The organism is Ideonella sp. P3_A4 (assembly GCF_056403075.1).
In genome coordinates, this window is sequence record NZ_JBFUGE010000250.1 from 1 (window position 1) to 8,566 (window position 8,566).

Here is an 8,566-nt window from a genome sequence, read left to right on the forward strand (position 1 = left end):
GACACGTTCATGCCGATGAAGCCGCASGCACCAGAAAGGATTGCGCCGAGGACGAAGCCAATGGTGGTCTTGGCGTCGAGAGCAATGAAGATCAGCACCGCCAGCACCACACCGACGATCGCGATGGTCTTGTACTGTCTGGCTAGATAGGCTGCCGCGCCTTGCTGCACAGCCCCCGCTATCTCTTGCATGCGGGCATTGCCCGCGTCCTGGCTCAAGATCCAGCTGCGCTGGATGAAGCCATAAAGCACAGCCGCGAGGCCGCACGCCAGCGCCACATACAGCGCCATGGTGTTCGATATCAAAGGGTTCTCCTTCCGCTCACTGACACTTACTTGGTGCGTTGCGCCCGCAAGGCCGGGGCATGCTTTTGGCTGCCCGAAAGGGCGCGCGACGATGCTAAGGGGTACCTTCTGCAGCCCGGCATGGTGTTTTCCTGCGGTGCAGCATGGGCGGCGGCCAGTGTCTGCAAGCAGAGGGGAAAGGGCAAGGCCGTTGTCAGCAGCCTTCGTAGAATCGGGGTTTTCCCGCTCAACCGCCACCTTCCGAGAACACCATGAGCCTGCACAACGTGACCCCCGGCCCCAAGGCGCCCGAAGAGTTCAACGTGATCATCGAGATCCCGATGAACGCCGACCCGATCAAGTACGAAGTGGACGAAGACAGCGGCGCGCTGTTCGTCGACCGCTTCATGGCCACCTCGATGCACTACCCGTGCAACTACGGCTACATCCCGCAAACATTGGCTGACGACGGTGACCCGGTCGACGTGCTGGTCATCACGCCGGTGCCGCTGATCCCGGGCGTGGTGGTCACCTGCCGCCCGCTGGGCATGTTGCGCATGGACGACGAGGCCGGTGGTGACAACAAGCTGCTCGCCGTGCCGATCGACAAGATCCTGTCGATCTACACCCAGTGGCAGAAGCCTGAAGACCTGAACCCGCTGCGCCTGAAGACCATCCAGCACTTCTTCGAGCACTACAAAGACCTCGAAGCCGGCAAGTGGGTCAAGGTGCTGGGCTGGGAAGGCAAGGACGCTGCGCTCGAAGAAGTGCGCACCGGCCAGGCCAACTGGAAGGCCAAGCAGGCCTGACCAGACTACCTGACTAGGCAAGGCGCCGAAACGCCGATTGCCTTGAGGTATCGTCAGCGCTGGCGTGCCGCCTGATGGAGGCGGCCGCGGCGCCATACCGCAACGCCGCCTACGGGCGGCGTTTGTTTTGTGGCGCCGAAGTTTTCGATCAGGAGTCGAACCGATGCGCAAGATCCCGTCCGGGTGGTTGATCGCGGCCAGCGCCATGCTGGCCTGCTCGGCACAAGCTGCCCCCGCCCGCAAGCCGCAACCCAAGACGCCGCCTCGCGGCAAGCCCGCCGCCACCGCGCCGGCTGCCCCTGCAGGCGCCACGCTGCAGCCTGTGCGCAGCGTCGAGGGCATCGTCGAATACAAGCTGCCCAATGGTCTGCAGGTGCTGCTGGCACCCGACGACGCGAAGCCCACCACCACGGTCAACCTGACCTATCGCGTTGGCTCGCGGCAAGAGAACTACGGCGAGACAGGCATGGCCCACTTGCTGGAACATCTGCTGTTCAAGGGCTCACCCAAGTACCCCAAGGCCTGGGCCGAGTTCACCAAGCGTGGCCTGCGTGCCAACGGCAGCACCTGGCTGGACCGCACCAACTACTTCGCCAGCTTCACGGCCAACGAAGACAACCTGCGCTGGTACCTGGGCTGGCAGGCCGACGCGATGGTCAACAGCTTCATTGCGCGGCGTGACCTGGACACCGAGATGACGGTGGTGCGCAATGAGATGGAGATGGGCGAGAACAACCCGTCGCGCATCTTGTTCGAGAAGACGCTGGCGATGATGTTCCAGTGGCACAACTATGGCCACGACACCATCGGTGCGCGCGCCGACGTCGAGAACGTCGACATCGGCCGCCTGCAGGCGTTTTATCACCAGTACTACCAGCCGGACAACGCGACGCTGATCGTCAGCGGCAAGTTCGACCCGGCCAAGGTCATCGCCTGGGTGCAGGCCGAGTTCACCAAGATCCCGGCGCCCAAGCGCACGTTGCCGCACCTTTACACGATCGACCCGGTACAGGACGGCGAACGCGCGATCACGCTGCGCCGCAACGGCGGCGTGCCGCTGCAGTTTGCGGCCTACCACGTGCCGCCCGGCGCGCACCCCGATACAGCGGCCGTCGAGCTGCTCGGCCTGGTGATGAGCGACGTGCCGTCCGGCCGCCTGCACAAGAAGTTGGTCGAAGGTCAGTTGGCGGCCAACGTGTTCTCATGGAACGCCGCGCTGGCCGACCCGGGTTTTGCGCTCTTCGGCGCGCAGCTGGCCCCGGGCCAGGACGCCGACAAGGCACGCGACGCACTGCTGGCAACCGTTGAATCGGTGACGACGCAGCCCATCACCGAAGAAGAAGTCAACCGTGCCCGCGCCAAGTGGCTGAAGGACTGGGACCTGCGCTTCTCTGACCCCGAGACTGTGGGTGTCGCGCTGTCCGAGACCGTGGCGCAAGGCGACTGGCGCCTGTTCTTCCTGCTGCGTGACCGTGTCAAGACGGTGACTGCGGCGGACCTGAACCGCGTCGCAACCGAGCGCTTCCTGCGCGACAACCGCACGCTCGCCACCTTCGTGCCGACCGACAAGCCGACGCGGGCACCCAAGCCCGAGAACGTCAACGTCGCCGAAGAGCTGAAGAGCTTCAAGCCGGTCGAGACGATCGCCAAGGTCGAGGCCTTCGATGCTTCGCCGGCCAACATCGAGGCGCGTACGCAACGCTTCGAGGTGGCGCCGGGGCTGAAGGTGTCGTTGTTGCCCAAGGCCACGCGGGGCGATGTCGTCAACGCGCAGATCTCGCTGCGGCTGGGCGATGAGGAAAGCCTGAAGGGCCAGTCGACGACAGCCGAACTGCTGGCCGCGATGCTGGACAAGGGCACCGCGAAGATGAGCCGCCAGCAGTTGCAGGACCGCATGACGGCGCTGAAGGCCGAGATCCAGTTTGGCGGCTCGGCCGACCACCTGATGGCCAACATCCTCACCACGCGCGAGAACCTGCCGGCCGTGATCGATCTCGTCGGCCAGATGCTGCGCGAGCCGACCTTCCCGGCCGATGGGCTGGACGAGGTGCGCCAGCAGGTCATCTCCTCCGTCGAGCAAAGCCGCAAGGAGCCCGAGGTGATCGCCGAGGATGCGCTCGACCGCCATGGCAACCCGTACCCGAAGGGTGACCTGCGCTATGCCCGCACCTTCGACGAGACAGTGGCCGAGGTCAAGGCAGCGACAGTGGCGCAGATCAAGGCCTTCCACCAGCGCTTCCTCGGCGTCGGCCGCGCGCAGTTCGCGGCGGTGGGCTCGATGGATGTGCCGGCCGTGCGCGCTGCGCTCGACAAGGCATTCGCCGGCTGGGCTTCGTCGGCTGCGTACAAACGCGTGCCGCATCCGCTGGTGGCAGCGCCCGCGGCCCGGCTGTCGTTCGAGACACCGGACAAGCAGAACGCAACGATGATGGTTCGCCTGCCGTTGCCGCTGAAGGAGCTGGACCCGGACCAGGCACCGCTGATGGTGGCCAACTTCGCGTTCGGCAGCGGTGGCAACTCGCGGTTGTGGAAGCGCATCCGCGAAGGCGAGGGCCTGAGCTACGACGTGCGCAGCAGCCTGGCCTGGAACGCCGAAGACGCCAACACCGGCTGGCAGGCCAGCGCGATCTTCGCGCCGCAGAACCGCGCCAAGGTCGAGGCGGCGTTCAAGGAAGAGGCCGAGAAGTCGATCAAGACCGGCTTCACCGCCGACGAGATTGCCCAGGCCAAGGCCGGCCTGCTGAACTATCGCCGCCTGTCGCGGGCACAAGACGGCAACCTCGCCGGTGGCCTGGCGAACAACGACTACCTGGGCCGCAAGTTCAACGTGGCCCARCAGCTGGACGACGCGATCGCGGCGGTGACGCCCGAACAGGCCGCGGCTGCCTGGCGCAAGTACATCGACCCGCAGCGCTTCGTCAGCGCGGTGGCGGGCGATTTCAAAGGCAAGTGAAGCTCAGGGCGGCGGGCTCGGCTCGCCGCCTGTCTGTGCCTTGAACGGGTTGCGCTCGCGCAATTCGTCGATGTAGGCGGCGACCCCGGCGCCCTCGCGGGCGAGGAAGTCTTCGATCGCGCGGGCGAACTGCGGATGCGCCAGCCAATGGGCGGACCGGGTTGGCGTCGGCGTCAAGCCGCGTGCCATCTTGTGTTCGCCCTGCGCGCCGCCCTCGAAGCAGCGGTAGCGCTGTTCGATGCACCACTGCAGCGGCTGGTAGTAGCAGGCCTCGAAATGCAGGAAGGGCACGGCCTCGGTCGCGCCCCAGTAGCGGCCCCAGGCCCAGCCGCGCGCGGGGTCGATCGCGACCAGCGAAGCCGCGATGGGCCGGCCCTCGCGTTGCGCGATGAACATCAGCCAGTGCTGCGGCAGCTCACGCGCGACGCGGTGAAAGAACTTTAGGTTGAGGTATGGCGTCGAGCCGTGCGCGCGGTAGGTCAGGCTGTAGCAGCGGTGAAAAAAGCGCCAGTCGGCCTCGGTGATCGCGGCGCCTTCGCGTACTTCGAAGGTTATGGCGGCTTCGGCCACGCGGCGCCGCTCTTGCTGGATCTTCTTGCGCTTCTCGCGTTGCAGCGCGGCCAGGAAGTCGGCGAAGTCRGCGTAGGGCTGGTCCGCACGGTTGCGCCAATGGAACTGCACGCCGTGTCGGATCATCCAGCCATCGGCGTCCGCGGCTTCGAAGTCTTCGTCGTTGCCGAACAGCAGGTGGGCCGATGACCACTCGTTTCGCATCGCCAGGCTGCGCAGCGCCCGCATCAGCGTCAGCCGGTCTGCGGCGCTGCGCGCCAGCAGGCGAGGGCCGGGCACTGGTGTGAAAGGCACCGCCGCCAGCAGCTTGGGGTAGTAGTCCAGCCCATGGCGCTGGTAGGCATCGGCCCAGGCCCAGTCGAACACGTATTCGCCGTACGAATGTGATTTCAAGTACGCCGCGACGGCGCCCACCAGCCGGTCACCGCGATGCAGTGTGATGAAGGCTGGCGCCCAGCCCGAGTCGCCCGAGGCGCAGCCCGTCTGATGCAGGGCCAGCAAGAACTCGTGACGCAGGAAGGGCAGGGGATCGGCCTGCGCCGAAAGCAGCTCGTTCCACTCGGGTGCTGCGATGTCGGCCGGGTCGCCATGGACTCGAATGACATAATCGATTGCTCCGCTCTCTGTATCGCTCATGCGCAGCCCGGACTCAGTCTCAGGCACCGTTTTGGTGGCTTTGGCCCAGATCAACGCGACGGTGGGCGATCTGGCTGGCAATGCGCGCCTGATGGCCGCCGCCGCCCGCGAAGCCTACGCGCAGGGCGCCCGCCTGGTGCTCGCGCCCGAGTTGGCCTTGACCGGCTACCCGCCTGAAGACCTGCTGCTGCGCCCCGCGTTCCTGCACGCCTGCGAACAGCAACTGGCGGCCTTGGCCGCCGAGCTGGCTGATTGCGCGGGCTTGCATCTGATCGTCGGGCATCCGTTGTCTTGGGGTGATGCGCACGATCTTAGGTCGAAGTCCTATTCCCTGCCGCGGCGCTTCAATGCGGCCTCGGTGCTGGCAGGGGGGCGCATCCAGGCCACCTACTGCAAGCGCGAGCTGCCCAACTACCAGGTGTTCGACGAGCGGCGCTACTTCGTGTCGGGCCGCGACGCCGGCCGCAGCCCGGTGGTGATCGATGTGCAGGGCGTTCGCTTCGGCATCCTGATCTGCGAAGACGCCTGGTTCGACGAGCCAGCCGAGTCGGCTTGCATAGCCGGGGCTGAGGTGCTGTGCGTGCTGAACGCCTCACCCTTCCACCAGGACAAGCACGACGAGCGCGAAGCGCGCATGGCCGCGCGCGCGAAGGCTTGTGGCGTGCCGCTGCTGTATTCGCATCTGGTGGGCGGGCAGGACGAGGTGGTGTTCGACGGCGCGTCGTTCGCGGTCGATGCGCAAGGCGTGTTGCAGGCGCGGGCACCGATGTTCGAGGCGGCGACGCTGCTGGTCGAAGTGAGCGCCGAGGGAACCGCCAAGGGCGATGTCGCGCCGGTACCCTCGGTCGAGGCGCAGGTCTGGGGGGCGCTGGTCATGGGCGTGCGCGACTACCTCGGCAAGAACGGCTTTCCGGGCGCGATCATCGGCCTGTCGGGCGGCATCGATTCGGCGCTGGTGCTCGCGATCGCAGTCGACGCGCTCGGCGCCGACAAGGTGCGCTGCGTGATGATGCCGTCGCCCTACACGGCTGACATCTCATGGCTCGATTCGCGCGACATGGTGGCGCGCCTCGGCGTGCGCTACGACGAGATCGGCATCACGCCGATGTTCGATGCGTTCCGCGGCGCGCTGGCCGAGCAGTTCGCCGGCTTGGCCGAAGATGCGACCGAAGAGAACATCCAGGCGCGGGTGCGCGGCACGCTGCTGATGGCGCTGTCGAACAAGACCGGCTCAATCGTGCTGACCACCGGCAACAAGAGTGAGATGGCGACCGGCTACTGCACGCTGTACGGGGACATGGCCGGTGGCTTTGCGGTGATCAAGGACGTGGCCAAGACGCTGGTCTATCGCCTGGCCGTGTGGAAGAACGAGCAGCCCAGCGTGCGCGCCGACGGCTCGATCGGCCCGGTGATCCCCGAGCGCATCATCACCCGCCCGCCCTCGGCCGAGTTGCGGCCGGACCAGAAGGACCAGGACAGCCTACCGCCCTATGAGGTGTTGGACGCGATCCTCGCTCGCTACATGGAAGACAACCAGGGCATCGAGGAAATCGTGGCCGCCGGATTCGACCGCGCCRATGTCGAACGGGTGACCCGGCTGATCAAGATCAACGAGTACAAGCGGCGCCAGGCGCCGGTGGGGATTCGCATCACCCACCGGGCCTTCGGAAGGGATTGGCGCTACCCGATCACGTCGAAGTTCCGTGCTTAAATCGAACCGAACCAGACTCTTTCCCCACGGAGGCCGCCCATGAAACAGATCACCGCCATCATCAAGCCGTTCAAGCTGGAGGAAGTGCGCGAGGCGTTGGCCGAGGTCGGGRTGTCGGGCTTGACGGTGACGGAAGTCAAGGGTTTCGGGCGGCAAAAAGGCCACACCGAGTTGTACCGTGGCGCCGAGTACGTGGTCGACTTTCTGCCCAAGGTGAAGGTCGAGGTGGTGGTGCGTGATGCCGATGTCGACCGCGCGATCGAGTCGATCGTCAAGGCGGCCAAGACCGGCAAGATCGGCGACGGCAAGATCTTCGTCACCGCGGTGGAGCAGGTGGTGCGCATCCGTACGGGTGAGACGGACGAAGCGGCTGTTTAAGCCCCCACGCCCCTCCCGGGGCTGCCTTGCAGGCCGCGCCGAGCCAGAGGCTCGGCCCTTTGCTAGGCACGAACAGTCCTCAGGACTGTTCATGTCCGACCTCGGCCCCTCAAGGGGGGGGCTCGCGCAGCGGACTGGCAGAGCCAGATCCGCGCACGCCACTTGAAGGGGGCGGCGCTACGCGCGCCCCGTTCGGCGCGGTCAGATTCTGCTGAAGTCTTCGGGCTGTGTTGCGCGACTGGCTTCAGCAGCCAGCTGATCCAGCAGGGCCGCAGGATCGGTGTGCACAGTCAGCATCGATTGCTGATGCTGGTCGACAAAACCGGCCTGCTGAGTGTGGTCCATGAAGGCCAGCAGCGGGTCGTAGAAGCCTTCGATGTTGAGCAGGCCGATCGGTTGGTCGTGGTAGCCGAGGTGGCGCCAGGTCCAGACTTCGAACAGCTCTTCGAAGGTGCCGATGCCGCCGGGCAGGGCGATGAACACGTCGGCCAGTTCGGCCATCAGCTTCTTGCGCTCGTGCATGGTCTGCACGACGTGCAGCTCGGTCAGGCCGCGGTGGCCAACCTCACGGTTGACCAAGCGCTCGGGGATCACGCCGACGGCCTCGGCGCCGGCGGCCATCGCCGCAYCAGCCGTCGCGCCCATCAGGCCGACGTTGCCGCCGCCGTAGACCATGCGCCAGCCACGCTGACCGATCTCACGGCCCAGGGCTTGTGCGGCCGCCAGGAAGGCCGGCRAGTTGCCGAAGCGTGAGCCGCAGTAGACGCAGATGCTGAGTTTTTTCTTCATGCGATAAAGCGGGCCCACAAGGCCGCGCCCCAAATGCTCACGCACATCATCAACGCCATCCACACGGCCGCGCTGGCCACGTCCTTGGCCCTGCCGGACAGTACATGGCGCTCGGGCCCGATGCGGTCGATCGCGGCCTCGACCGCCGAGTTCAGGAGCTCGACGATCATCAACAGCCAAACACAGCCGGCGAGCAGGGCCACCTCGACCCAGCTTCGACCGACCCAGAACGACAGCGGCACCAGCACGACGGCCAGCGCGGTTTCCTGGCGAAACGCGCGCTCGCCTTGGTAGGCCATGCGCAGGCCGCGCATCGAGTTGATCCAGGCCTGACGCAGGCGGCTCAGGCCACCCAGTGTCTTGGGTGCAGTGGTGTTGGGTGGGGCGGTGCTCATCGGCCCCGATTTTGACAGGCGCCCGAGGGCCAGCCGTGTCA

8 protein-coding genes are annotated in these 8,566 nt (G+C 66.1%); 4 read left to right on the forward strand and 4 right to left on the reverse strand.

What is annotated here, in order from left to right; translation table 11 throughout:
* The coding region (locus tag AC1DYI_RS19980) for a sodium/proton-translocating pyrophosphatase (protein WP_477205889.1) at positions 1–290 on the reverse strand (290 nt) is incomplete at its 3' end.
* A 266-nt stretch (positions 291–556) separates the two neighbouring features.
* Between AC1DYI_RS19980 and ppa the strand changes: the two genes are divergently transcribed.
* Positions 557–1,093, forward strand: coding sequence for an inorganic diphosphatase (gene ppa, locus AC1DYI_RS19985; RefSeq protein WP_477205882.1), 537 nt, complete (start codon positions 557–559; stop codon positions 1,091–1,093).
* A 163-nt stretch (positions 1,094–1,256) separates the two neighbouring features.
* Positions 1,257–4,046 (forward strand): M16 family metallopeptidase, encoded by a 2,790-nt coding sequence (locus tag AC1DYI_RS19990; protein WP_477205883.1) that lies wholly within the window; start codon positions 1,257–1,259, stop codon positions 4,044–4,046.
* 3 nt (positions 4,047–4,049) lie between these two features.
* Here the strand turns inward: AC1DYI_RS19990 and AC1DYI_RS19995 are convergent, their stop codons facing one another.
* A complete protein-coding gene (locus AC1DYI_RS19995; protein WP_477205884.1) occupies positions 4,050–5,252 on the reverse strand; it encodes a GNAT family N-acetyltransferase in 1,203 nt (400 codons plus the stop codon).
* Between AC1DYI_RS19995 and AC1DYI_RS20000 the strand changes: the two genes are divergently transcribed.
* Entirely contained in the window at positions 5,251–6,963 is a 1,713-nt protein-coding gene (locus tag AC1DYI_RS20000) for an NAD+ synthase (protein WP_477205885.1), read from the forward strand. The two genes, AC1DYI_RS19995 and AC1DYI_RS20000, sit on opposite strands and share 2 nt — an antisense overlap.
* Positions 6,964–7,002: 39 nt before the next feature.
* Complete coding sequence (locus AC1DYI_RS20005; protein ID WP_477205886.1) at positions 7,003–7,341, forward strand: P-II family nitrogen regulator; 339 nt, start codon at positions 7,003–7,005, stop codon at positions 7,339–7,341.
* 201 nt (positions 7,342–7,542) lie between these two features.
* Here AC1DYI_RS20005 and AC1DYI_RS20010 read toward each other — a convergent pair whose 3' ends face one another.
* On the reverse strand, positions 7,543–8,130 hold the full coding sequence (locus AC1DYI_RS20010) for an LOG family protein (protein ID WP_477205887.1): 588 nt from the start codon (positions 8,128–8,130) through the stop codon (positions 7,543–7,545).
* The coding region (locus tag AC1DYI_RS20015; RefSeq protein ID WP_477205888.1) for a diacylglycerol kinase at positions 8,127–8,566 on the reverse strand (440 nt) is incomplete at its 5' end. The genes AC1DYI_RS20010 and AC1DYI_RS20015, both read right to left, overlap by 4 nt.

Coding starts and splice junctions, on each gene's coding strand:
- ppa (WP_477205882.1), top strand. CDS start 557: ATGAGCCTGCACAACGTGACCCCCGGCCCCAAGGCGCCCGAAGAGTTC.